The following is a 24981-nucleotide window of genomic DNA, read 5'->3' on the forward strand; positions in this document are numbered from 1 at the left end:
TATAAACAGCCCTATTACCAAACAAGCCATTAATATTTAATTTTCTTTCTATTATTCTATAAGCTTCTTTATCAAAATAAATCTCACCATATCCATGCTTAATATTAATTTTATTTAAAAATATACTCTATATATAGAACAATTACTTATATTCTTCTTATTTAAACTAAAAAAAACCACTAAATGATGATTTAGTGGTTTTAGTAGATTTTTATCAATGATTAATAATTAATGATTTTGTCCACCAATCATTGATGTCATACGAATATGACGACCTTCGCTAATTTCCATATTTGATAATACCGCTAACTGTGGCAAGCTACGGCGTAAAAAGCGTGATAACAGCGAACGTAGTGCATGGTTAACCAAGAGTACTGGCACGCCCCCTGACATCTCTTGACGGCGTACCGCATCTAAGGCTTGTTGTTCAATGTTTTCAGCAAGGCCAGGCTCTAATCCCCCCCCACTTTGCATCGCTTGTAATAATAGACGCTCTAGTCCCGCATCTAATCCGATAACTTGTATCTCTTCTTTATCACCAAACCAGTGTTGTGTTATCGCCCTGCGTAATGCAACACGAACTACCGCCGTTAATTCTGCCGGATCTTTTTGCTCAGGTGCATGCTCTGCAAGTGCTTCTAATATGGTTCTCATATCGCGAATAGGCACTTGCTCTGCCAACAGGTTTTGCAATACTTTATGTAACACCGTTAATGACAGCATATCGGGGATCATATTTTCCGTCATTTTCGGTAGTTCTTTGCTTACCCTATCAAATAGCATTTGCGCTTCTTGGCGACCAAATAACTCTGATGCGTATTGGTTAAGTACATGATTAAAATGTGTTGCAATCACCGTACTTGCCGCCACAACCGTATAGCCTTGTACTTGTGCTTGCTCTCTTAAACTGTCATCAATCCATACTGCAGGTAAACCAAATGCCGGCTCTTGAGTATTATCACCTTCTAGCGTTCCGACTGCATTACCGGGGTTTATGGCCAACCAACGCCCAGGATGAGCTTCGCCATGGCCGATTTCTACCCCTTTCATTAAAATGCGGTAGGAGGAAGGTTTTACTTCCATATTATCGCGAATATGTACAACAGGAGGTAAATACCCCATTTCTTGTGCAAACTTTTTGCGAATACCACTAATTCGACCTAACAATTCACCATTTTGGCGATTGTCGACCATGGGAATAAGACGATAACCCACTTCCATTGACAGCGGATCTTCTAATTGCACATCTTCCCAAGAGGCTTCAACAACCCGATTTTGTTTTTCAACTTGTTCCAACTCTTTTTGTTGTTGCACTTGAGGACTGCTATGGCGTTTTAAGATATACCATCCTAATCCTGCTAATGCAGCCGTAAAGAAGAGGAAAACAAAGTTTGGCATACCTGGTACTAACCCCAGCAATCCTAAAACGCCCGCAGTTAGCATTAGTACACGAGGGTTATCAAAGAGTTGCGTCACCATTTGTTGACCGACATCTTCATCGGTTGCAACGCGAGTAACAATAACACCCGCCGCTGTTGATATAATCAGTGCTGGTATTTGTGCCACCAGCCCATCACCGATGGTTAATAAGGTATAAGTGCTTGCCGCATCGTTAAGTGCCATATTATGTTGTGCAACACCGACCACTAAACCACCAACGACGTTTATTACCAAGATCATTAAGCCGGCAATCGCATCCCCTCGGACGAATTTACTTGCACCATCCATAGATCCATAAAAGTCAGACTCAAGCGAGACTTCTTTACGACGTTTTTTAGCTTCTTCTTCGTTTATGATCCCAGCATTTAAATCAGCATCGATAGCCATCTGCTTACCCGGCATCCCATCTAATACAAAGCGTGCTCCTACTTCAGCAATACGCCCTGCACCTTTGGTGATAACCATAAAGTTAATCAGAATAAGAATGATAAAAACAACGATACCGATAGCAAAATTGCCACCTACGAGGAAATGACCAAAAGCTTCAACAACACGCCCTGCAGCTGCTGAACCTGTATGTCCTTCCATCAAGATAATACGTGTTGATGCAACGTTAAGCGATAAGCGTAACAATGTAGTGAACAGGAGTATTGTAGGAAAGGCAGCAAAGTCCAATGTGCGCCTAGTAAACATGGCCACTAATAGCACCATGATAGAAAGGGCAATGTTAAAGGTAAACAATAAGTCCAATAGAAAAGGTGGCAATGGCAGTACCATCATTGACAGTATAAGCAAAATAAGTACTGGCCCTGCCAGTATCTGCCACTGAGAACTTTTCCAATTTCCCGGCAAGCGGAGTAATGAGGCCAAATTAGCCATGACGATTATCTTCTCCAGCAAAGTCCAGTGCGGGAGGCACTGGCAAGTTCATAGGTTGTTTAGGTTTTAAACCACCTTCGGTTTTCCATCGTCTCAGTTGATAGACCCAAGCTAAAACTTCTGCAACAGCGGCATAGAGTGTTGCAGGAATAGCCTGTCCTATCTCACTGTGACGATATAACGCCCTAGCAAGCGGTGGCGCTTCTAGAAGCGGAATTCGATGTTCAGCACCAATTTCTTTAATTTTTAAGGCAATGACACCCGCCCCTTTAGCAAGTACTTTTGGGGCAACCATTTTGTCGTTATATTGCAAAGCAACCGCGTAATGCGTTGGGTTAGTGACAATGACATCTGCTTTTGGCACATCTGCCATCATTCGTCGCCGCGACATCTCGTGTTGTTGTTGGCGAATACGCGCCTTTAATTGCGGATCACCTTCTTGTTGTTTAAATTCGTCTTTGATTTCTTGGCGTGTCATGCGTAACTTTTTCAAATGGCTACGAATTTGAAAAATAATATCGAATGCCACCATCGGGATAAGCATAAAAACCGCAATATAGACCGCAAAAATAAGCAGTTGCATCGCATTAGCTAAAGCACTTAAAGGAGGAAGCGTGATCAAATGAAGAATATCGTTCCAGTTGTGCCATAAGAAAACCGTTGCGGCTAAGCCGACAAAGAGTGATTTTAAAATCGCTTTAAATAATTCAGCTAACGCATTCATTGAAAAAATACGTTTTAAGCCAGAAATAGGGTTCCATTTTTTCGGATCAAACTTGATAGATTTGCTACTAAAATTAATCCCCCCCAATACGGCTGAACCACCAATTGCCACTAAGACCAAGCCTAGAAACACTGGCGATAACGCAAATACAGCCTGTTTCATTAAACTGGCAAAACGGGGGATCAATAAATTCTCGTTGCCGATTATGTGGTGATTAAAAGTAAAACCTTCCGTTAACATGGCATAAAGCTCACGAGTGATAAAACGCCCACTCATCCACAGTAAACTGACGCCCCCTAAAATCATTAATACGGACGAAAGCTCTTTGGAACGAACAATTTGCCCATCCTTTTTCGCTTTTTCCCGTTTATGGGGAGTGGGTTCTTCTGTCTTTTCGAGATCGCTATCTTCAGCCACAGTCTGTCCGATTTAGATAATTAGATTAAAGCCTGAATGAAATGTCTCTTAGCATGACAAATTCAGAAGAAATTGATGGGTTGAACAATCGCAAATTTACGGGGCTTTTTGGGCTATGAAGGTATAAACAGCAAAAAAGTGTGCTACTTACACATCACCTTTGAAACAACATATTTATTTGGTGCAAATATGGAGAGTTTATCGCAAGAATAATTCTGTGGTGAATATAAAGTAAAAGCGTGTATTTCTCACCATCAAACAAAAGCCGCTTAGATAAAGCGGCTTACATTTTCTTCAATAGCCTGCGCTATCAACCTGTTTTTTGGTTGTTTTTTATCCATAAAATAGAACATCCTCAAAGAGCAGAGATAGAGCGAATGCCTCCTGCAAGCCAGTTATGTCCTTATCGCCCTAAACTCACCAATAGATTAGAAACCTAAACTTTCCAGTAAATCATCAACCTGATCTTGATTCTTAATCACACCAGCATTGTTTTTATTGACTTGTGGGCCATTTAATAATGAATCACTCTCTTTTTTCGCATTGGATTTTTCAAGTTGCTCTGGTGGCAGATTTTCCATTAATACCATAACAAGTTGTTTTTCAATTTCTTGAACCACACTCATCATACGTTTAATCACTTGGCCTGTTAAATCTTGGAAATCTTGCGCCATCATAATTTCAAGTAATTGGCTATTTGTAAAAGCCGCACTTTCAGGGATATCCCGCAAATAATTGCGGGTATCCGTTACAAGAGAGCGTACATCTTTGAGATCTTCTGGATGCTCAAACCATTGATCCCAGCGTTCAGTTAACTTAGTTGCATGACTACTTAACTCATCCTGTTTTGGTTGCGCAGCTTCCACACAATTTAATGTACGCTCAGCTGCCTGAGCGGTCATTTGAGCAACATAGTCCAATCTTTCCCTTGCATCAGGAATGGCTTCTGCTGCTTCTGCTATTGCTTTATCCAATCCTAATTCTCGCAAACTGTCGCGTAACATACGCGTCAATTGTCCGATCCGACTGATAATATCTGACGTTATTTCGACATTATCTTTCGGCATAATTGGATCCCCACTCATTGCGACTCCTTAGATGCCCAGTTTTTCAAAAATTTTATTGAGTTTTTCTTCAAGAATGGCTGCAGTAAAAGGTTTAACAACATATCCACTTGCTCCTGATTGCGCAGCAGCAATAATATTTTCTTTTTTCGCTTCGGCGGTCACCATCAGAACGGGAAGCGTTGCAAGCCCTGCGTCACTACGAATATTCTTCAGCAACTCTAACCCATCCATATTGGGCATATTCCAATCGGTGATAACAAAATCATATGCCGAACTCTGTAACTTGGCTAACGCGTCAGCACCATCTTCTGCTTCTTCTACGTTCATAAATCCTAACTCCTTTAGTAAATTACGAACGATGCGGCGCATTGTTGAAAAATCATCAACCACTAAAAATCTCAGATCCTTACTTGCCATTGAAAACTCCTTCAAAATATATTGGCAAATTACTGTGTTGCTGTTTAAACTGAACTTAATCAGATACGCAATGATTGTGTTGTGCTGATTTTCATCAGCACGGCTTTACTCATTGAGCTTATACTTTTTACCTCATCTACGGCTCCCAATTCGACCGCGGAACGAGGCATCCCAAAGACGACGCAACTTGCTTCATCTTGTGCAAATGTGTAGCTACCTGCACGACGCATTGCTAATAAACCTGTAGCACCATCACTGCCCATCCCTGTTAAAATGACACCAATAGCATTACGTCCCGCATATTTAGCAACCGAATTAAATAGCACATCAACAGAAGGTCGATGCCGATTTACCGCAGGATCTTTATTTATATGGATCTGGTAATTAGCACCATTACGACGAAGCTCCATATGATAATCACCCGGTGCGATGTAGGCGTGTCCAGGTAAAACCCGTTCTCCATCTTCAGCTTCTTTCACACTGATTTGGCATAAACGGTTTAACCGCTCTGCAAATGAATGAGTAAACCCCGCCGGCATATGTTGGGTTATTAATACTGCAGGGCTGGTAATAGGTAATGGCTCTAAAAAATGACGAATGGCCTCCGTGCCCCCTGTTGAAGCACCAACAGCGATTAACTTTTCACTCGAAATCATGGGAGTAAATGATAACGACTTAGACGGTAATGTTTTCGTTTCATGACGACTAATTCTTGCCTGAGCCGCTGCTCGGATTTTTTCTGCAATAAGTTCACTGTAGGCCAACATTCCTTCACGTAGACCTAACTGAGGTTTAGTGACAAAATCAACCGCCCCCAGTTCTAATGCTTTTAATGTCACTTCTGAACCTTTGGCTGTGAGTGATGAAACCATCACCACTGGCATAGGGCGTAAGCGCATTAATTTTTCCAAAAAATCAATACCATCCATGCGTGGCATTTCAACATCTAACGTCAATACCTGTGGATTAAACTTTTTTATTAAGTCACGAGCGACTATCGGATCTGGCGCACAATCAACGACCTCCATATCATGGTGACTATTAATTATTTCTCGCATGATCTGGCGCATTAACGCCGAATCATCAACACAGAGTACCGTTATTTTATTCATAACCTCTCCTTGCTGGTGTCAGCCCGTAAACCGTATGCCCCTGCAAGTAAAAATCCTTGCTTAGTTGGCTCACATTTTCAGAATGCCCTACAAACAGCATTCCATCGGGTTTAAGCAATGGTATAAATCGATGAAGTAAGCTTTGCTGTGTCGTTTTATCAAAATAAATCATGACATTACGACAAAAAATCGCATCAAATGGCCCTTCTAATTTCCACTGCTTGTCGAGTAAATTCAAATACTGAAAAGTGACCATTTCACTTACTTGTGGTCTAATTTTCACGTATCCGGCAAAATCACCAACACCTTTGAGAAAATATTTTTTCAAATATTCTTCGTTTAACGTTTTTAACTCTTCCAGTCGATAAACACCTTTACGGGCTTTTTCCAACACATTAGTGTCGATATCGCTGGCAATAATTTTTGTTTTATAGGGGTTATCCCCAAAAACATCGCGCAAAGTCATCGCTATTGAATAAGGCTCTTCTCCAGTAGATGCGGCAGCACACCATACTCGGTAAACTCCTCCTGCCCTGTTTTTGGCGTGTTTAGCCAAAATAGGAAAGTGATGTGCTTCCCTAAAAAATGCAGTTAAGTTTGTGGTTAACGCATTAATAAACTCTTGCCATTCAGGGTTGCATACATCACTTTTTAGAAACGCAAGATAGTCACCAAAGTTATTCATCCGTAATTCACGTAACCTCCTCGTGAGACGGTTATAAACCATTTCCCGTTTGTTGTTAGTCAGCACAATACCTGCTTTTTGATAAATCAATTGGCAGATTGATTGAAACTGATCATCGGACAACATAAACCGTTCAGAAAAAAAATCTAACGGTTGAGCAGCGATATCTGGCAATTCTTCAGTAACATTACGTTTCATTATTTTTTAATGGGTCTTTTTAAAAAATGATTTTTTATCTGCTTTCTTCAACCCATTACCTTCTAAGGAGTGAGAAGATCCGTCTTCATCCGTGTCAGGCAATTCGAATGCCGATACAGCATTAACCAGGTTGTTAGCCTGATCTTCTAATGCTGTGGCAGCAGATGCTGATTGCTCCACCAAAGCAGCGTTTTGTTGTGTCACCTGATCCATCTGACTAACAGCATCAGCAACTTGGTGAATACCTCTACTTTGTTCGTCTGAAGCCGAGGCAATTTCGGCCATTAACTCAGTGACTTTATTTACAGATGTGACAAGCTCCTCCATCGTTTGCCCCGCATCATTTACTAATCGAGATCCCTGAGAGACTCGAGACACAGACTCGTCAATAAGTGTTTTAATTTCTTTAGCCGCTTCAGCACTACGCTGAGCAAGATTACGCACCTCTCCTGCAACAACTGAGAAACCGCGTCCTTGTTCACCCGCTCGCGCCGCTTCTACCGCAGCATTAAGCGCTAAGATATTGGTTTGAAAGGCAATACCATCAATGACACTAATAATAGCGCCTATCTTTTGAGAACTTTGAGTAATAGCATCCATCATTTCGACCACACTGTGAGTAATTTCACCGCCTCGTAGTGCAGTTTCAGATGCAGATTCCGCCAACTTACTCGCTTGTAATGCGTTATCCGCATTTTGTTTAACTGTCGCCGTTAATTGCTCCATACTCGCAGCCGTCTCTTCCAAAGAAGCAGCTTGTTGTTCTGTGCGCGAGGATAAATCGGTATTACCTTTGGAAATTTCTTGAATACCCGAATACATCGCCTGACTGTTATCACGAACAATACGAATAGAGCGCGCCAACTCGCCACGCATCTCACGTAACCGTCTAAAAATGTCACCTATTTCGTCATCAGTAAAAACCAGAATTTCACGATTTAATTTGCCTGTTGCGACATCATTAAAGTAACGGCTTAAACTTGCGAAAGGTTTAATAATATTAAAACTTAACCAGCGATGAGAGGCGATTGACACCACAATTACCATGGTGATTGCGCCAATAAACATTAAAATAGCGATAGTATAAAAATGATGTCCTTGTTCTATCGAATCAGCCACTTCGTGTTGAACGTAATTCATATAGGTATTAAATGAATTTTCCATTGCAGTTTGATAGCGTTCCGTTGGTTGATCTAAAAACCCTTGAAAATCGCCTTTTTTTAACATGCCATGTAATTCAATTAGTGCACTATAAAGAACGTGATAATCATTTTTTACGGTATTAAAAATCTCTTTTTCTTCTTGTGGAATAACCTCTTGATTAATATCTGTAAGGAAATTTTGAAAATGAGTATTTGCTGTTTCCAAACGTGATAATGCGATTGATTCAATAGATTGGATATAATCTGTTGACTGTTCAGTTTTCATTCCTATCGCAACGCGATTTATTGCATTACGTGCTTGTACTAAAGATACCCAACTTAATCCTAATTCATCTCGCTTAGCAGTATCTAAATCAATTCTAGTGATCTGATTGTTGTTTAAATGAATAATTCCCAGTGAGATCCCACTGGAAATAACTTGCATCACACAAAACATCATCAGTAATAAATAGAGACTGGTGGATATCTTTAATTTACGAAACCTAAACATGCCTTCACCTCGTTATAAGCGGTAGCAAATCACTACCGCTTGTCAGCCACTTGTTGTTGTTAGAAAGTTTCCCAGTTAGCGGGATCTTCAACACTGCTGCTCTTTTTCTTTTCTGAGGTTCCTGGTTTTATAAGTGGAGCAGCGGCTTGTACTACAGGGAGTGCATCCAATTCCTTTTTCTCTAATGCTTTTTCTTCCTGACCCGGTAATTTGAAGATGGAAACTAAGCGGGTTAATGCAACTGCTTGATCTTCAAGACCCGCAGCAGCGGCGGCAGATTGTTCTACTAAAGAGGCATTTTGCTGAGTAACACGATCCATTTCAGAAACCGCAAGACCCACTTGTGAAATTCCTCGACTTTGTTCATCCGATGCCGAGGCAATTTCCCCCATAATATCGGTAACACGTGTCACAGATTCGACAATACGAGTCATGGTTTCCCCTGCACTTTCAACTAATACCGATCCGGTTTCAGTGCGACTAACAGAGTCTTCAATCAACGTTTTTATTTCTTTAGCAGCTTCTGCACTTCTCTGTGCAAGATTACGGACTTCGCCGGCAACTACCGCAAATCCGCGACCATGCTCACCGGCTCTCGCAGCTTCAACAGCCGCATTCAACGCCAAAATATTGGTTTGAAATGCGATACCATCAATCACTGCTGTAATATCGGTGATTTTTTGAGAACTTCCGGCTATGTCGTGCATCGTTTGCACCACATTAGCCACAACTTTTCCACCTTGGCGGGCAATATCTGAGGCATCATTGGCAAGGTTACTTGCTTGGCGTGCGTTATCAGCATTTTGTTTTACTGTCGCCGTTAACTGCTCCATACTCGCAGCAGTCTCTTCTAATGAAGCAACTTGCTCCTCAGTACGTGAGGATAAATCATTATTACCTGCGGCAATTTCACTGGTGCTGTTATAGATATTCTCAGTACTTTGATAAACACCACGAACAGTATGTATAAGCTCTTGTTGCATGTGCTTTAAGCCACTTGCTAATAAGCTCATTTCATTACGTCCATGCACCTCGATATCGGGACGTAGATCCCCTTCAGAAAATGCTTTAATATTTAATAACAATGAATTAAGTGGTCGAATTAATGCATTGCGTAGTGCAAACCAACAAATGATGAGTGCTGTAACAACAATAATGGCTAATATCACCATCGTGATAATAGAACGCTGATGAGAAGCTTCTAATGCACTATTTAATTGATTATTAAACTTCTCATTACGCATAACATAAGCAAGATACTCTTTATAAAAACCATCTTGATAAGAAGTCGTTGGTTGTTCGAAAAAATCTTTTAAGTTTTTATCTTGCAGTAAAATTTCTAACTGATTTAATGCAGAAAAATACTCAATAAAACGCCCTTTTAAATTGCGTATTTCTTCTTCTGAATGAATTTGATAAGCATTTATATGCTGTTCAAACTCTTTAAATTTATCATCGGCCCGAGACATATTTTTACGTGCCAGACCAGTTAAATATTCTACAGACAACGAGCTATCAACATTCAGATCTTTATCCTGTAACAGATAGCTTATAGCTGCACGATTGATATTGTTACGCGCTTGCAATAAGTTTGCCCAGCTTTCATCTAAACGTTCACGCTGTTTTTGTATTGTGAGAGTTTTATCCAGATCTTGTCTTGTTTCACTGAGATTTGAGTAAAAAACACCCCCGGAGATAAACTGCAAAACACCAAACAACAGAAGAATGGATAACAACCCAGTCACTATTTTCATTCGGCTAAACATGAGTTTCCCTTTTTATAATAGATGGTATGACCAAGTTATCGGCAGACTTAAGAGAAACTTTATAGGTTTTATCCTATATAGATACTATTTTCTATTTACAATAAATAAATTAAATATCAATAAGTTATATTTTAAATTCTCATTTTAAAAACCTGCTAGGCATAATGCACATTCATTTTTTAGTTAATACATTTAAAAAAAATAACTTAACTAAAATTAAAAGTACTCTTTCTGATTTAATTTCACTTAATTAATATTAAAGCCCCAAGAAATAACAAATAATTGAAAAAACTATTCCGGCAAGATAGCCGGAACAGTATTAAAGAATAAGATTAATAGGCTAAACTTTATTTAGCCATAATTGTTGCGCTATCAACTAATTCCATTTCTTCGCTATTGAGTAATTTTTCAATATCAACCAGAATTAACATTCTTTCATCTAAAGTACCCAATCCTGTTAAATATTCTGTTGACATTGTTACCGCAAATTCAGGAGCAGGACAGATTTGTTCAGGTTTTAAGGTTAATACATCAGAAACACCATCAACAACAATGCCGACAATACGGTTGAGTAAATTAACCACGATCACCACTGTGTTGTCATTATAGGTAACATTTTCTTGTGAAAACTTAATTCGTAGATCAACGATAGGTACAATAACCCCCCGTAAATTGGTCACACCTTTAATAAAACTAGGTGCATTCGCAATACGAGTGACTTGGTCATAGCCCCGAATTTCTTGTACTTTTAGAATATCAATGCCATATTCTTCGTTGCCCAACGTAAAAATTAGAAATCCTTGTCCAACAGTTTCACCGGATAATTTCTCGAAATGTTCCGCAGCCATAATCTTATTTTATCCTCACTATTAAATAACTGTATGCGCAGTTGTATTCTTTTTCTTTTCTGTCATTTGAGAATGACTTAAACGTTGTAATTCTGGAACATCAAGAATTAAAGCAACACTACCATCGCCCATGATTGTGGCAGCAGAAATACCCGGTACTTTTCGGTAATTGCTTTCTATATTTTTAACAACCACTTGATGTTGACCAACTAACTTATCGACCAATAAAGCATAACGGCGCCCTGCACTTTGTACGATAACCGCAATCGCTTGAGTAATATCGGTTTGCGCACCTTCAATATTAAAAGTACGGTGTAATTCAATAAGCGGTAAATATTCACCTCTTACTTGCAATAATTTTTCATCTCCTGCTAAAGGATAAATATCTTCCTCTTCAGGTTGTAATGAGCTAACCACTGTTCCTAATGGTAAAATAAATACTTCATCATTCACTTTTACTGACATGCCATCTAAAATGGCCAATGTGAGTGGCAGCAAGATGCGAATGCGTGTGCCTTTTCCAACTTCAAAACTAATTTGAATTTGCCCACCCATTTCTTGGATATTTCGTTTTACAACATCCATACCCACACCACGTCCAGAAACATCGGTGACAACCTCAGCGGTAGAGAAACCTGGCGCAAATATCAACATCGCAACTTCTTCATTGCTCATATTTTCAGAAACAGCTAAGCCCGATGATATCGCCTTTTTCAAAATACGCTCACGATTTAATCCAGCACCATCATCTGTCACTTCAATACAAATATTGCCACCTTGATGCTCTGCTGAAAGCGTTAATTGACCCGCCTCTGGTTTGCCCGCGGCAATGCGATCGGCAGGCATTTCAATACCATGATCAAGACTATTACGGACTAAGTGAGTTAAAGGATCGATGATTTTCTCAATTAAACTTTTATCAAGTTCAGTTGAACTACCAATCATATTTAACTCAACTTTTTTATGCATTTTGCCAGCTAAATCACGAACGACCCGCGGAAAACGACTAAAAACATATTCCATCGGCATCATACGGATAGACATCACTGACTCTTGCAGATCACGAGAGTTACGCTGTAGCTGTGCAATACAACTGAGTAGATCACTATGAATAGATGGCTCAAGCGTGTCACTATGTTGCGCTAACATAGACTGAGTGATCACCAATTCCCCGACCAAGTTAATCAGTTGGTCCACCTTTTCAACCGCAACGCGAATACTGGTTGATTCCGTTTTGGCCTGAGCAACAACAGGTTTTCGCGCAGGCGCTGGTGTCGCAGTTGGTGGCAAGGTTGTGGCAACTTTAGTCACTTCATCTGCTTGACTATTTTTATTCAACTCAGCAACGTTTTTTTCTATCGTAGCTGGCTGCTCTGTTTGAGCAGCAGGCTGGATACTTTCTGTCACAGATGAGGGTGAGTGTTCGGCTTGCTCTTGCGTTTTATCTGTAGACTTTACCTTTTCCTCAGTAGCAGCAACGTTAGCAAAGGAAATCTGTTCTGGTTCAATCACAAAACATAATACCGCACTGATATCTTCTTGAGTTGCTGTGGTTTTTAATACCGCTTCCAACCCATGGTGCTGTTTTTCAACCTGACTGACTTCACCCAGATGCTTTAATTCATCTAGCATTAAATCAATATCGGTTTCTTTTAAATCAGATAAAATAATATGATGCTGATAAAGACCGTCAGTATTTGGTGTATTAGCCGTTGCTAGTGGTTGATTTTCTTTACTAAGCTCATCGTCAGTATGATGTACTGCAGAAACAGGAGTGATGTTCTCCGTTGGGGCATTACTTTCAGCTAAAGATACTGAGTCATTCCCCTCACCTAATTGAGTTGATTGTTCCTCTTTGACTTCTAGAGCTAACTGACGCAACTTCTCACAAATATAGTTAAATGTTTCCTCGTCTGGCTCTTGTGAGTTTTTATGTGCATCCAATTGCTGTTGCATAATATCTTTCGCTTCCAGAAACAGGTTAATAATGTCATCGGTAAGTACCATTTCATGGCGTCTTGCACTATCGAGCAAGTTTTCCAGCACATGAGTGGTCTGCTGAAGTTTAACGAAGCCAAATGTTGCGGCCCCTCCTTTTATGGAGTGCGCACTACGAAAAATAGCATTTAACTGCTCTTGATCTGGATTTTGCGGATCAAGTAACAGTAAATGCTGTTCCATATCAGCTAACAACTCATCTGCTTCATCAAAAAATGTTTGATAAAACTCGGTAATATCCATCGTTACTCATTCACCTTTACGCGATTACATACAAACTAAGGAGTTGTTTCCTGTTTTGTCGTAATATTTGTCGATTGTGATGGCAAACTTTCCCCAGAAACTCCTGTTTCAACATTTTCCTTTTTTGATTCGGGAAGCTTAGATGTAGAAGAAGACACAGACGAATTCGTCTGTGTATTTTCTCCGTTTTCTTGTGGGGTTTCTTGCCCTGAAAGCAGAGGTTTAATTTCTGATGCCTCTTTTATTGCTGGTGCAACCCGCTCATTTTCATGTACGATTTTCTTTTCTTCCTGCTTAGTTAAAACTAATATACTGATCCTTCTATTCGCCGGAGCAAAACCATCCTCTTTTACTAAGTGAACAGTTGATGCCATACCTACAACCCGTAGTACTTTCCATTCTGCAAGCCCTGCACCAATAAGTTCTCGACGAGATGCATTGGCTCGATCCGTTGATAACTCCCAGTTACTGTATTTGAGTGCACCACTCGCATAAGGAATATCATCGGTATGACCTGATAAACTGATTTTATAAGGCGAGTCATTTAGTATTGGCGCTATCGCAGTTAAAATATCTTTCATATAAGGTTCAACAGTGGCACTACCAACTTTAAACATTGGCCGGCTTTCTTTATCTATAATTTGGATACGTAAGCCTTCGTCCATCATGTCGATTAATAAATGAGGTTTTAAATCTTTTAAGCGAGGATCTTGTAAAATAACTTGCTCTAAATTCTCTTTCAGTTTACGGAATTGCTGTTTTTCATTGAGCTGTTTATCTTCGACACCTTTTGGCAGTACATCACCTTCGTTATACACAGGATCACGTCCTCCCCCTGGTATCGGGTTTGTCACGTCTCCACTAACGCGGCCTTTTTCAATGGCAACTTTTAGAGGTGTGCGAAAATATTCAGCAACACGAGTTAACTCTTGAGGACTAGCGATAGAAAGTAACCACATCACCAGAAAGAAAGCCATCATGGCAGTCATAAAGTCAGCGTAAGCTATCTTCCACGCACCATGTTGTGCGTTGTGCTGTTTTTTCCCTCGCTTTTTAACTCTGATTATCTGTGAATTACTTTTCATAATTACTCTTCTTTCATTGCATCAGGATTTGCCTGCATCGGTGTCCGTACCTGACGTACATGTTCTTCCAATTCAATAAATGAAGGTCTGTCTGCCAGAAAGAGGGTCTTACGACCAAACTCAACCGCTATCTGTGGTGCATATCCATTCATGCTAGATAACAGGGTGGTCTTAATGCACTCCATCATTTTCATTTGTTGACTAGAGCGTTGTCTGATACGAGAAGCTAATGGTGAAACAAAGCCATAAGCTAATAAAATACCTAAGAAAGTACCTACCATTGCGTGACCAATAAGTGCCCCCATTTCCCCAGCAGGTCTATCGGCAGCACCTAGCGCATTAACCACCCCCATAACCGCGGCCACAATACCAAATGCGGGTAATGAATCGCCCATCGTAGAGAGCCCCGCCGCAGGTACTTCACTTTCTTCTTCAAAAGTGGCAATTTCTTCGTCCATTAGTGCTTCAATTTCATAAGGATTCATATTCCCCGTCACCATCAAACGCATATAATCAGTAATAAAACTGAGCATATAAACGTCTTTCATAATGCGAGGATATTGGGAAAAAATGTCACTTTGTTGTGGATTTTCAATATCTCTCTCTAATGCCAACATGCCGTTTTGGCGCGCTTTAGACAGCAAACGAAACATTAATGCCATTAGATCCATATACATCGCTTTATTGTAGTTAGTGTTACGAAGTAATTTCGGTAGGATTTTTACCGTTGATACGATCGCACGACCATTATTACCTACAACAAAAGCACCGATACCGGCACCAAAAATAATTAAAAATTCAGCGGGTTGATATAATGCGCCTAGATGTCCACCTACGAGGGTAAACCCTCCGAGGACAGCACAAATCACCACGATATATCCTAAGAGTACTAACACGCGATATCCCTTTAGCTAATTTCGTTATAGAGAGAATGGCGAACATAACCGCAAGGAGATAGGAGGGGAAGAGGAAACAACTCAGGTTATAGAGTCTTTAATCTATAACCTGATATTTAACTTTCAATCTCGAATCACATTGCAAACTGTTCAAGACCATCCAACAGTTGTAAGTTAATATCGGCAGGATTGGCGGAAAGTTTACGTTTTTTTATTGCCCGAGATGGAGGCTGACAAAGACTACAAACATAATTACTTGCAGGCTGATGTGCGTGTGTAATAAATGAACCATTACATTTGGTACATACAGAAAGTTGTAACATACCACTTTCAACAAAACGAACTAATGTCCATGCTCGTGTTAGTGCTAAAATAGGTTCTTGATCTTTAACGGGTGGACATTGTTCTAAATATAAACGATAGGCTTTTACAACAGCTTCAACACCTACGCTCCCCCCGCTTTTTAATAAAAAGCGGTAAGCATTATAAAACATTGAAGAATGGATATTTTGTTCCCATGTCATAAACCAATCTGTTGAAAAAGGTAGCATACCTTTAGGAGGAGGGCTTCCTCTTAATTCTTTGTATAATTTAATTAAACGCCCTCGACTTAATTGCGTTTCGCTTTCAAGCATTTGTAAGCGAGCACCTAAGGTGATTAATTCCATTGCTAGGCGAATATCTTTCGCCTCTCGGACGATACTTTTCTCACTCATTGTTATGCCCGTTTCTTTGTAGCAGAGGTATCATGTTCCGATAGTTGACGGAACAAGTTAGAAGAAAGAAGGATACCAGTATGAATTTGTTGCAAATCATCCACTCTGGATTCTTTAGTGAGTTGTTCTATTGTTTCGCTGTCTTCAAACCGGAAATTACAGATTAGTTGGTTTGTTTCAGCCAACTTAACCAATTGAGGCAATGTTAGCTCTTTTAGTGCATCAGCCATAGAATCGCTGATACCCAGTCTAAACATTGCGGAAGCCTTTTCTTGGTTAATTAACCTCTGCGCCAAAAGCAAATACGATAAATTTATGTCATAAATATGCTTAAGCAATTCAACCGTACTCATCTCTTTACATCCCGTCCGATTATATTGAACAAAGAGGATCTTGTTTAAAGTAAGATCCCGAGGAAATTAATATAAATGTATATTGAATTTCCAGGCCCCATTTTATGAATATGACTCGTAGTAACACTACCTTGTATTACTTGATTACGATCATTTCAAAAAGTAGCGAGAAAAACATTTAAATTAAAAAGGATTTTAAATGCTCGCCAATATATCATGTTAAGAATAATCCTAACGAGATAACTTTACTCCTTAATGATTAAGTTATTCAACGGATAAAGTAGTCTAATTTAAATACTATGTGAGTTACATCACAAAAAGATAATCATTATTATGGAATTAGTTCATTAACTATTCAAGTAATATTAGTAATAAAACTTGCTGAGAATTAATAAGCGAATCTACCCAAATTAAAATATTAATGATAATTTTTTATTTTATACGATCTATTAAACTTATAAACCTAAAAATACAGCATAAAAAATTGACAAATCTAAAATTGAAGTTTTTTTCGATCACAGTAACATATATTGCCATAGCTCCTCCTCATCTTTGTCTGAACAAAGCACTTGTGTTTAATAAATATTTCTATAGATATAGTTTTTTTAGTCATTTACCGAAAACACCATAAATGATCACTTTTTATTTACAATTGGTATAAAAAACAACCAATCATAATTAATTTGAGTTATCTAATTTTATAAATTAATTAAATAAAAAAAATTACACTTAAAATTCATAAAGATAAAACATAACACTCTTACATTAGCAGGATAAGTTATACAAAATTAAATTCCTAGTTATGCATCTTACCTTATAAATTATTGAATATTTATTTCTATCACATAAAAGTTTTATTAATAAATAATTAAAAATTACTAATCAATAACTAAAAGTGCAAAATAATAAAGCTATATAACTCTTTATGCGTGTTTTACCGAACAAAGATTAATCAATATAAAAAAACATGACAATACAGGTAAGATTTATTTATGGTTTTTACGTAACAATCAAATCACTTACCAACTTTTTTTAGAAAAATAAATATAAATCCATAGGAGAAAAAACCTCATTTAAAAATATAAAGTAGCAATAATAACTTTATTTACCCAATTAAATTCGATAAAAAAAATATATAATATTTGACTTATACTTAATATAAACAAAAATAATTTATTTTTTATATTTCAGCCATTACATTTATATAAAAAAATAAAAACACATATAAATAAAAAAAACAGGCTATTATTTAAATAACATAGTATCAATAAGTAAAAAAAACAGATTGATTTTATTAAAATAATAAATAATTAATTTATTATAAATAATCAGTGTGATTTTTTTATTTCTTATCCGTTATTCTGATAAAAATAGACTACAAATGAAATAACTATTTCATTTTCAGCAAAAAAGTTTTACCGATCTCTTCTTTCAAAATGATTGAGACATAGAAAATTTAGAATGGAAATTCCAACTTACTCATTTGCAATTTGATCAATCCCTATCCTGCTTTAACGCTCACCACCTAAATATTAACATTTGTATAAATCATTTATCCAATGTCAATATTAACAACTATTTTTGATCAAAATAACCGCTTATCGCATACTCAATCATCATCATTAATAAACTGTAAAATAGCAAATGTTACTTTTTTTATATATGACAGATAAGATAGCTTAATTTACGACCAAAAATAATACGTTTTTTATTTTTATTTGTCTTTTTTTTAAGCATGTTTTCCGATGGTTTGAGAAGAGTAGCCTTAGCCATTTCTTAGCGCTAATCAGCTAATATCAATGCTTAACAAAAGAGAAGATGGGTTCTTCTAAGAAAGGTATTGATAAAAAGACTGCTTTTTTAAACAAAAAAGCAAACTTATTTTTATCATTTTTATTTATTGTGATATTGATTATCATCAACATTACTCAAATAAAGAGTAGAATTAGTGGGAAATAACTTTTTGACAGACAACACACAATAAGCAGATTGATATAACAAATTTATTCAAAATAGTTATTTATCACTATTTTTTATCATAAAAACAAATAACCTCAGTTACGCAACTCATTACTCAACGATCTCATTTTTATGTAACAAATAAGATAAAAATATTGTTAGCCATCTTTCTGTCACCATCAACTATAATTATTTACGTAACAACGCCCAATAACATGAGCAATAGTTTAGAAGTCGATTAGCCTTTTATCGACCATGTTCTTTTTGATTCTCGCTAACCTTTAGTATTTTCTTTTCCCCGTACTTTTACTTAATCTTTTTAATCATTTTTGTATCATGATATAATACGAAAAATAAGCCTCTAATTATTTCCAATAGAAATTACAATGGTGCATTTATTTCGTTATTCGATGATTTTTTTCTTCTATAAGTCAGACTCATCTTCTTGATAAAGATATAAATAATGTAATATTGAAATAGATATTTTATACAATAAATAGATTAGTATGTTTTTTCAACCAGTATAATAAGACTACTTATTGGTAGCATTTCCCCTACAGCTTGTTTACAAAAAAGAATTTATATCCTAATGATATGTATCAACAATCAACACTTCCCCCTATTCATCAGCTTTACTGTAGCCCCCTGCGGTGTCATCTACACAACTTTTCTCCTCCCCTGACTTGCTTTAAGTGCACTTTTATCAAAAATATTTCTCAAAAAGCAGTAGGTTAACGATCGTCAAATAAAGAATAATGATAAATAATTCATCGAATATATTGAAATTGTTTGAGAATATCATCGAGTGATATGTACGACACCAAAGTTTTCAATAGAGGCATGTAAGTAAATGCATCTTGTCTTAAGCCCTTTAGTAACGATTTTGTGTGCTAGGACAATTAATAGACTCATCAAATGGGTTTTTAGTAGGAAAGCCTACCCGCCTTAACATAATTTTAAAATGCGTTTTTTGATTTAAAATAAGTTTTCATTGATAAATGGTTTTTTATTATAGATAACTTTATTCTTTCATCTAAACAAAGATTGATGATACATGTTATCGATCTTATTCAGCCATAAACATAGTTTCACAATGAATAATTACACATATGAAATAGGTTATCTTTAACCACCAGTATTAATACTTAGTTAATTTTCTATTATTTATAATGCTAAACTGTATTAAATAGCGTTTAAAATAAGCTAAATTCCCTCGTTTTCAGTTATTGTTTTATATTCTACTTTTGTTGATATTATCCCCACTATTCTTATAAAACACATTAACAAGCTCTATTGCTGTGGGGATAACCTCTATTTATACTCACAAAGTATTATATTTTATATCCATAAAGTATTAAGCAGGATGCTCAGAAGCAATTTTCCAATTAATTGCACTGACACTTTTTTCTAAACTTATCCTGCAAACAATGGCTTCTATCTCTTTTTGCTCAGCTGGGGTAGCCAACACTTCAGCACAAACTTCTAATTGACTAGGCATTGGTGTATCTGCGCTACTTAATGATTGCAATCTCACGTGTAAACCGTTTATGGCTTGCAAAATAAGTGTTCTTACCAAAACTTCATCGTGGGTATCACAAACAATACGAATAGAATAGCGTTGTTCAATATCTGTCGCTTGATATTGCGGTTGGGCATTTATTCGTTGAGCCGCTTCCCGTAATAGAATATTGGCACAAAGAATAAGCAATGTCGCTACGGTAGCAAGTGGATAGAGTCCAAGTCCACATAACACACCAATGCCCGCAGAGCACCAAAGTGTCGCCGCGGTATTAAGACCTCGAATATTCATTCCTTCGCGCATAATCACCCCTGCGCCTAAAAAACCAATACCAGAAACCACTTGTGCAGCAATCCGTCCTGGGCTATCGGGTGAAGTTTCAATGGAGCTTAAGATAAATACCGCAGCACCGGTCGCCACTAAAGCATTGGTGCGAAGTCCTGCCATTCTTTGACGCCATTGTCTTTCGGCACCAATCAAAGCACCAAGACACATTGCAACAACCAAATTTAAGATATAAGGAGTCATAGCCATTTTAATTTCCTCCATAAACAATGGCTAAAAAAAACACGCCGTTATACGGCTAATGAAGTAATACAACAACGGATCTTTGACTACAGCACTCTAGGAGGAGGAAATAAGGAGAAAAAAACATAGCACATAAAATCACCTCTTAGTAATAAGAGCATCTCAAGGTTAGTGCGATTCTATGTAAAACGAGGTTCAAGAAGTGCACTGCCCACCGGTAGGTAAGCAGTTTTAGCGGAGAAAAAGGCTTACCAATTTATTTTTTGTATTAATTTACTACTTTGCGTATCCATCTGTTTTCTCTTCGTCAAAATTTGGCTGGTAGTATAAATAGACCATTGCACAATGTAAATGAACGCTTCCTAAACCAATCATTTTTGTTGTACTGGTCGAACAAAAGTGCCTTCACCACCTTCTTTTTCATTAAAAAACCAAATACCATTCGGATATTCAGGCAGTGAAACCAAGTACATAATGCCTTCATTAAATTCTTCAATCAGTAAAATGGTTCCTTGACGATCTTCACAGCCGTCCGTTTTTACTACAACATGATCATTAACGTTCATTTTTACTCCTGATAAAAATTCTCATTATCTTCTTTTTATTTTACCCATAAAGAAAAAGCCTGCCACCAGAAGGTGACAGGCTTGAAGAAAATTTTTAAAAGGCTTTTATTACAGAGCTGTTACGTTAGCAGCTGCTGGACCTTTTGCACCGTTTTCAATTGTGAATTCTACGTTCTGACCTTCAGCCAGAGTTTTGAAACCGTTACCTTGAATGGCAGAAAAGTGAACGAATACGTCTTTGCTTCCGTCTGCTGGAGTAATAAAACCAAAGCCTTTAGACTCGTTGAACCACTTAACTTGACCTTTCATTTTGTCAGACATGTGACTTTCCTATATATCAATAAAACGTTGCCTTCTCGGCATCTACTGGCCTGAACTACCTATAACTTATGGGCACACATGAAGAAAACGGTCAAAAAGCGATGCTGTTTAAAACTCATTAACTTAGAATGTCAATCATAAATCAGGTCTGTATTTAGGCCTTACTCATTAACGCATGAGACAGGGTTAATAGCAATAGTTTTATGCATTGAAAGATTAAAAAAATGCAAATTGCACATAAAAAATACAAATTCGCCTCTATTTTTGTCACTGTGTATAAAATTTATTTGATATTTTATAGCAATTATTAACAGCAAGTAGGAATAGTCTTAAGAGACTAACAATAACAGTTAAGCGTCGAATTTAAAAAAACTGTTCTATCTGCTGATCCTGTCTCCATGATAATCTATTCTTAAGAAACAAATTTGCAACATTCATCTTTTAAGGTATTTACAATGAATGTATTAAAAGACATTTTAGAGCGTGATTTAGCACGTATTAATGCCGCAGAAAAGCGTGATGGCAAACCACACTTTAATAGCCAATTTTTAAAAAATCATATTTGGCTTTGCGTCAGTATGGTGTTGTCATATTTATTACTGGCCGCTTTGCTTATTTACTCTCCTTACTTTGGGGTCATTTCGCTGACTCTTTTCACTTTGATGTTTATTGTGATGGCAGGAATACTGCTATTTGATATCAAACCTATTTATAAGTTTGATGATATCGGCGTTCTTGACCTTAGAGTTTGCTATAACGGCGAATGGTATACTTTTGAAAAATTATCTGATGAAGCGATTAATGAGATACGCCAGCACCCGGCTATCCCAGCGCAAATAAAAGAAGACATCAATGACATTATACGCACAAAACAAGAGATACACTTTTATGACGTGTATTTAATCGCATTCGATCCCATCACCAAACCGATTTCGTCAGAAAAATTATCACCCCAAGTCTAATACTATGAGAAATTCTCCGTGTTATTGCACACAACACGGAGAACCTTAACCATTTTTTAGCCACATTGTCCATAAACCAATCAAACAGTTAATTAATCTATTTTTTAACGTTGACACCCTGATATATCATCGCTATTATGCGCCTCGTTCTCAAGAGAACACAATTCCTCCATAGTTCAGTCGGTAGAACGGCGGACTGTTAATCCGTATGTCACTGGTTCGAGTCCAGTTGGAGGAGCCAAATTTAAAAGAGCCCGCTTTATGCGGGCTTTTTGCTTTTCTAAATAAACTAGTCCCTACTAGCCTTTCATGCTCATCAGCGATATCTATATATAACTATTTATTTTTTATACTTTTTTATCAAAAAAACAACAAAACGGTGCACTCTTGAGCAAACAAACATTTTTTTTGTTTTTTTGCTTTACAAGGGAAAAGAGGATAGCTATTATTCGCCTCGTTCTCACGAGAACACGCTTCCTCCATAGTTCAGTCGGTAGAACGGCGGACTGTTAATCCGTATGTCACTGGTTCGAGTCCAGTTGGAGGAGCCAAATTTAGAAAAGCCCGCTTTATGCGGGCTTTTTACTTTTTTAATGCCCATTATTTCTTTTCTTATTTATCACTTTTATTCATTGTCTAATTTTAAGACACTGCTGCAAAATGATCTTTAAGTGACTCTTTTCTTACTTATGATATGGCAGAATGTGGCTTTTTAGGGCGGTAAGAATATCAACACAGTATATATACTGTGCCCAAATAGGTATAATTTTAGATAAAACACATAAATCAGTTATTTTTTAACCACTTAAGCTATTATTTTATTTTTTTTACTTTACAACTGCCCTCTCTCTCGCTATTATTCACCTCGTTCTCAAGGGAACACAATTCCTCCATAGTTCAGTCGGTAGAACGGCGGACTGTTAATCCGTATGTCACTGGTTCGAGTCCAGTTGGAGGAGCCAAATTTAGAGAAGCCCGCTTTATGCGGGCTTTTTGCTTTTTAGCCAATAGCATCCCACACTTAGCATGCTGAAAAATAAATTTTTCTCTGTTTCATCCTATAAATCCCAGCATCTTTTTCATTATCTTGTTCATTATTCGCTGATAATTGATGCAACTTGCTGTTTATCTATCCATTTAAACAAATATCTACGATTGACCTTTGACATCTCAATTTTACCACTATATGATACACGCCACTTAATGATGTTCCTCCATAGTTCAGTCGGTAGAACGGCGGACTGTTAATCCGTATGTCACTGGTTCGAGTCCAGTTGGAGGAGCCATTTCTATTAGCATTACCCTCGTAACTATTTGATTTTATTCTCTGTTTTCCCTCACACACAATAAAAAATAGCATTAAAAAGGTAGCTATTTAATCGTTTTCGTATTACTATTCATTTCCGGCTTGACTATCCAGTCCAATCCAATCGTTGATCTTTCGATTTTCCTAAGACACACGGAGCCGGTATATGACCACTGCACAACCTATCACCCTCACTATTCGCCGTCCTGATGATTGGCATGTTCACTTTCGTGATGATGACATGCTAAAAACCGTTGTTCCTTATACCAGTCGTTATTTTGGCAGAGCTATCGTAATGCCAAATCTTGTTCCCCCGATCACCACCATTGAAGCCGCCCGTCGTTATCGTGATCGCATAAAAGCAGCTATTCCTAGTGGCGATAAATTCGAACCATTAATGACCTGCTATTTAACGGATAGCACTCTGCCATCAGAAGTTGAACAAGGTTTTCTACAAGGCGTATTTACTGCTTGTAAACTTTATCCCGCCAATGCGACGACAAATTCTAGCCATGGTGTTTCCGATATCAATAAAATCTATCCTATTCTTAGTGTAATGGAAAAAATAGGTATGCCATTGCTTATTCATGGGGAAGTTACTGCATCAGATATCGATATTTTTGATAGAGAAGCTCGTTTTATTGATAACGTGATGGCTCCCGTTCGCAAACAATTTCCTGCCTTAAAAATTGTTTTTGAACATATCACCACCAAAGAAGCGGCACAGTATGTCTTAGAGGGAAATGAATTTCTTGGTGCAACTATTACACCACAACACTTAATGTTTAACCGTAATCATATGCTTGTCGGTGGTGTGAAACCGCATTTGTACTGTTTACCTATCCTTAAGCGTAATATACACCAAGAGGCATTAAGACAAGCCGTTGCATCAGGCCATTCGCGTTTCTTCTTAGGTACTGACTCCGCACCTCATTTACAACATCGTAAAGAATCATCTTGTGGATGCGCTGGCGTGTTTAACGCCCCCACCGCTTTAGCGGCTTATGCTAGCGTATTTAAAGAGCTCAATGCCCTTTCTCACTTTGAAGCCTTCTGTTCACTCAATGGCCCACGTTTTTATGGTTTACCGGTTAATGAAGGCACTATTACCTTAACGGAAAAATCCGTTACTGCACCTGCAAAAATTATGAGTGGTGATGAAGCATTAATCCCCTTCTTAGCAAATGAAGATATTCATTGGGATATTAGTGTCGATTAATCAATTAGTGACTTGATATCTTCTCTTTATGCACCATATAACCCCTTATCTGGGATAGTTATGGTGCATATTTTTTGCTATTCCTCGTTGTACTTTTCCATTTT

Annotated in this window: 19 protein-coding genes and 4 tRNA genes; 6 read left to right on the forward strand and 17 right to left on the reverse strand. The window is 37.7% G+C overall.

The annotated features are described in order from the left end of the window. Nucleotides 1–228 precede the first annotated feature (228 nt). The 17 genes from flhA to cspE form a co-directional block, all read right to left on the reverse strand. A complete protein-coding gene (flhA, locus tag AACV00_RS10010; protein WP_004243546.1) occupies nucleotides 229–2319 on the reverse strand; it encodes a flagellar biosynthesis protein FlhA in 2091 nt (696 codons plus the stop codon). Beyond that, a complete protein-coding gene (gene flhB, locus AACV00_RS10015) occupies nucleotides 2312–3460 on the reverse strand; it encodes a flagellar biosynthesis protein FlhB (RefSeq protein WP_104459757.1) in 1149 nt (382 codons plus the stop codon). Before flhB ends, flhA begins: the two co-directional genes overlap by 8 nt. Nucleotides 3461–3888: 428 nt before the next feature. After that, on the reverse strand, nucleotides 3889–4545 hold the full coding sequence (gene cheZ, locus AACV00_RS10020; RefSeq protein WP_004250768.1) for a protein phosphatase CheZ: 657 nt from the start codon (nucleotides 4543–4545) through the stop codon (nucleotides 3889–3891). A gap of 9 nt (nucleotides 4546–4554) precedes the next feature. Beyond that, on the reverse strand, nucleotides 4555–4944 hold the full coding sequence (cheY, locus tag AACV00_RS10025; protein WP_004243551.1) for a chemotaxis response regulator CheY: 390 nt from the start codon (nucleotides 4942–4944) through the stop codon (nucleotides 4555–4557). Between the two features lie 59 nt (nucleotides 4945–5003). Beyond that, entirely contained in the window at nucleotides 5004–6056 is a 1053-nt protein-coding gene (locus AACV00_RS10030; protein ID WP_004243552.1) for a protein-glutamate methylesterase/protein-glutamine glutaminase, read from the reverse strand. After that, nucleotides 6049–6939, reverse strand: coding sequence for a protein-glutamate O-methyltransferase CheR (gene cheR / locus AACV00_RS10035; protein ID WP_004243555.1), 891 nt, complete (start codon nucleotides 6937–6939; stop codon nucleotides 6049–6051). Before cheR ends, AACV00_RS10030 begins: the two co-directional genes overlap by 8 nt. Before the next feature lie 6 nt (nucleotides 6940–6945). Then, complete coding sequence (locus AACV00_RS10040; RefSeq protein ID WP_004248349.1) at nucleotides 6946–8592, reverse strand: methyl-accepting chemotaxis protein; 1647 nt, start codon at nucleotides 8590–8592, stop codon at nucleotides 6946–6948. A gap of 59 nt (nucleotides 8593–8651) precedes the next feature. Next, nucleotides 8652–10358 carry a methyl-accepting chemotaxis protein gene (locus tag AACV00_RS10045; RefSeq protein ID WP_004243557.1) on the reverse strand — a complete coding sequence of 569 codons (1707 nt, stop codon included), beginning with the start codon at nucleotides 10356–10358 and terminating at the stop codon, nucleotides 8652–8654. Between the two features lie 347 nt (nucleotides 10359–10705). Then, a complete protein-coding gene (gene cheW, locus AACV00_RS10050) occupies nucleotides 10706–11206 on the reverse strand; it encodes a chemotaxis protein CheW (protein WP_004243558.1) in 501 nt (166 codons plus the stop codon). Between the two features lie 21 nt (nucleotides 11207–11227). Beyond that, complete coding sequence (cheA, locus tag AACV00_RS10055) at nucleotides 11228–13447, reverse strand: chemotaxis protein CheA (RefSeq protein ID WP_004248350.1); 2220 nt, start codon at nucleotides 13445–13447, stop codon at nucleotides 11228–11230. A gap of 35 nt (nucleotides 13448–13482) precedes the next feature. Continuing rightward, the gene (motB, locus tag AACV00_RS10060; protein WP_004243565.1) at nucleotides 13483–14532 is read right to left on the reverse strand and encodes a flagellar motor protein MotB; all 1050 of its coding nucleotides are present in this window, start codon (nucleotides 14530–14532) and stop codon (nucleotides 13483–13485) included. A 2-nt stretch (nucleotides 14533–14534) separates the two neighbouring features. Then, complete coding sequence (gene motA, locus AACV00_RS10065) at nucleotides 14535–15428, reverse strand: flagellar motor stator protein MotA (RefSeq protein ID WP_004243566.1); 894 nt, start codon at nucleotides 15426–15428, stop codon at nucleotides 14535–14537. 134 nt (nucleotides 15429–15562) lie between these two features. Beyond that, nucleotides 15563–16144 (reverse strand): flagellar transcriptional regulator FlhC, encoded by a 582-nt coding sequence (gene flhC, locus AACV00_RS10070; protein ID WP_004243567.1) that lies wholly within the window; start codon nucleotides 16142–16144, stop codon nucleotides 15563–15565. 2 nt (nucleotides 16145–16146) lie between these two features. Next, a complete protein-coding gene (flhD, locus tag AACV00_RS10075; protein ID WP_004243568.1) occupies nucleotides 16147–16497 on the reverse strand; it encodes a flagellar transcriptional regulator FlhD in 351 nt (116 codons plus the stop codon). A gap of 3313 nt (nucleotides 16498–19810) precedes the next feature. Continuing rightward, the gene (locus tag AACV00_RS10080) at nucleotides 19811–20509 is read right to left on the reverse strand and encodes an MgtC family protein (RefSeq protein ID WP_004248352.1); all 699 of its coding nucleotides are present in this window, start codon (nucleotides 20507–20509) and stop codon (nucleotides 19811–19813) included. Between the two features lie 365 nt (nucleotides 20510–20874). Further along, complete coding sequence (dsrB, locus tag AACV00_RS10085) at nucleotides 20875–21069, reverse strand: protein DsrB (protein WP_004243572.1); 195 nt, start codon at nucleotides 21067–21069, stop codon at nucleotides 20875–20877. A 108-nt stretch (nucleotides 21070–21177) separates the two neighbouring features. Beyond that, nucleotides 21178–21390, reverse strand: a complete 213-nt coding sequence (gene cspE / locus AACV00_RS10090; protein ID WP_004243573.1) for a transcription antiterminator/RNA stability regulator CspE — start codon at nucleotides 21388–21390, stop codon at nucleotides 21178–21180. A 455-nt stretch (nucleotides 21391–21845) separates the two neighbouring features. Between cspE and AACV00_RS10095 the strand changes: the two genes are divergently transcribed. The 6 genes from AACV00_RS10095 (at nucleotide 21846) to pyrC (ending at nucleotide 24877) form a co-directional block, all read left to right on the forward strand. After that, complete coding sequence (locus AACV00_RS10095; RefSeq protein WP_004243574.1) at nucleotides 21846–22352, forward strand: YlaC family protein; 507 nt, start codon at nucleotides 21846–21848, stop codon at nucleotides 22350–22352. A gap of 165 nt (nucleotides 22353–22517) precedes the next feature. Then, nucleotides 22518–22593 (forward strand) — tRNA-Asn (locus AACV00_RS10100). A gap of 234 nt (nucleotides 22594–22827) precedes the next feature. After that, nucleotides 22828–22903, forward strand: a tRNA-Asn gene (locus AACV00_RS10105). 335 nt (nucleotides 22904–23238) lie between these two features. Next, nucleotides 23239–23314: transfer RNA gene (locus tag AACV00_RS10110), tRNA-Asn, on the forward strand. A gap of 248 nt (nucleotides 23315–23562) precedes the next feature. Next, a tRNA-Asn gene (locus AACV00_RS10115) sits at nucleotides 23563–23638 on the forward strand. Nucleotides 23639–23824: 186 nt separating this feature from the next. Further along, nucleotides 23825–24877 (forward strand): dihydroorotase, encoded by a 1053-nt coding sequence (pyrC, locus tag AACV00_RS10120; RefSeq protein ID WP_104459758.1) that lies wholly within the window; start codon nucleotides 23825–23827, stop codon nucleotides 24875–24877. Nucleotides 24878–24981: the final 104 nt, after the last annotated feature.

Source organism: Proteus sp. G3927 (assembly GCF_963894685.1).
GTDB lineage: Bacteria > Pseudomonadota > Gammaproteobacteria > Enterobacterales > Enterobacteriaceae > Proteus > Proteus mirabilis.

Coding starts and splice junctions, on each gene's coding strand:
- AACV00_RS10045 (WP_004243557.1), bottom strand. CDS start 10,358: ATGTTTAGCCGAATGAAAATAGTGACTGGGTTGTTATCCATTCTTCTG.
- flhD (WP_004243568.1), bottom strand. CDS start 16,497: ATGAGTACGGTTGAATTGCTTAAGCATATTTATGACATAAATTTATCG.
- flhA (WP_004243546.1), bottom strand. CDS start 2,319: ATGGCTAATTTGGCCTCATTACTCCGCTTGCCGGGAAATTGGAAAAGT.
- AACV00_RS10040 (WP_004248349.1), bottom strand. CDS start 8,592: ATGTTTAGGTTTCGTAAATTAAAGATATCCACCAGTCTCTATTTATTA.
- cheW (WP_004243558.1), bottom strand. CDS start 11,206: ATGGCTGCGGAACATTTCGAGAAATTATCCGGTGAAACTGTTGGACAA.
- cheR (WP_004243555.1), bottom strand. CDS start 6,939: ATGAAACGTAATGTTACTGAAGAATTGCCAGATATCGCTGCTCAACCG.
- cheZ (WP_004250768.1), bottom strand. CDS start 4,545: ATGAGTGGGGATCCAATTATGCCGAAAGATAATGTCGAAATAACGTCA.
- cheY (WP_004243551.1), bottom strand. CDS start 4,944: ATGGCAAGTAAGGATCTGAGATTTTTAGTGGTTGATGATTTTTCAACA.
- AACV00_RS10095 (WP_004243574.1), top strand. CDS start 21,846: ATGAATGTATTAAAAGACATTTTAGAGCGTGATTTAGCACGTATTAAT.
- AACV00_RS10030 (WP_004243552.1), bottom strand. CDS start 6,056: ATGAATAAAATAACGGTACTCTGTGTTGATGATTCGGCGTTAATGCGC.
- dsrB (WP_004243572.1), bottom strand. CDS start 21,069: ATGAACGTTAATGATCATGTTGTAGTAAAAACGGACGGCTGTGAAGAT.
- flhC (WP_004243567.1), bottom strand. CDS start 16,144: ATGAGTGAGAAAAGTATCGTCCGAGAGGCGAAAGATATTCGCCTAGCA.
- motB (WP_004243565.1), bottom strand. CDS start 14,532: ATGAAAAGTAATTCACAGATAATCAGAGTTAAAAAGCGAGGGAAAAAA.
- pyrC (WP_104459758.1), top strand. CDS start 23,825: ATGACCACTGCACAACCTATCACCCTCACTATTCGCCGTCCTGATGAT.
- AACV00_RS10080 (WP_004248352.1), bottom strand. CDS start 20,509: ATGGCTATGACTCCTTATATCTTAAATTTGGTTGTTGCAATGTGTCTT.
- cheA (WP_004248350.1), bottom strand. CDS start 13,447: ATGGATATTACCGAGTTTTATCAAACATTTTTTGATGAAGCAGATGAG.
- cspE (WP_004243573.1), bottom strand. CDS start 21,390: ATGTCTGACAAAATGAAAGGTCAAGTTAAGTGGTTCAACGAGTCTAAA.